Genomic DNA, 987 nt, shown 5'->3' on the forward strand with positions numbered 1-987 from the left:
AAAACACTCTATGCAGTAGTTGCCGGTTGTATGTTTGGAATTTCTGGCATTTTTGGTCAGCTTTTTTTCCGTGATTATCATGGTAGCCCGCTTTGGATTACATCAACACGTTTAACGATTGCTGGTATTATTTTATTGGCCATGTCTTTTTCGCGAGACCATAAGCGTTTTTTTGATGTCTGGAAATCAAAAAAGAATATGCCAACCCTCTTTTTGTATGTTTTTGGTGGGGTATTTTCTGTTCAATATTTTTATTATGTGGCCATTCAACTTTCAAATAGTGCTACAGCGACAATTTTACAATATACAGCACCCGTTTTTATTATGCTTTATTTACTCATTTTTCAACGTCAAGTACCAAAACCCAAATCGGTCTTATTCGTCATTTTAGCAATGATAGGTGTTTTTTTGTTGATTACGGACGGAAATATCAAACATTTATCAATCAGTCCCCTAGCCCTTGTAACAGGGCTTATCGCTGCTGTAGCTGTTGTTATTTACTCAATCATCCCTCGGCCATTATTGGATAAATATGGCGCACTTAATATGACCGGGTGGGGAATGATGCTTGCGGGGATTGCCTGTAATATCTTCTATCCAGTTTGGCGTATTGATTTTCGAATTGAACCGTTGTCAATTTTTTATGTTTTAACAATCTCTATTGTTGGAACAGCACTGGCTTATTTGTTGCTTTTAAGGGCCTTTCAATTGATTTCACCGCTTGTTGTTTCTGTTGCAACAGCTACTAAACCATTGACTTCTGTTTTTTTAAGTATTCCATTATTTGGCTTGAAGTTAACCCCACTCGAATTACTAGGGATTGTTATGGTCATCGTGTCTGTTATTCTTTTATCAAAATCGGAACAAGCTTAAAAGAAACCCTGAGGTTTCTTTTTTTTAAAACTATTTTATTAGAAAATTCTAATATAATGTTTTTATTAGGAGAGAATTTTTATGGAAGAACCCGAATTGCTAGTTGATTATTTA

1 protein-coding gene is annotated in these 987 nt (G+C 35.3%); it reads left to right on the forward strand.

All coding sequences use genetic code 11. The features are described from left to right. Positions 1-873, forward strand: an 873-nt coding sequence (locus BAZO_RS20990; RefSeq protein WP_003333500.1) for a DMT family transporter, incomplete at its 5' end; no start/stop codon positions are given. Positions 874-987: the final 114 nt, after the last annotated feature.

Origin of the sequence: Schinkia azotoformans LMG 9581 (assembly GCF_000307855.1) — a bacterium.
In the GTDB taxonomy this organism is placed as follows: Bacteria; Bacillota; Bacilli; order Bacillales; family Bacillaceae_J; genus Schinkia; species Schinkia azotoformans.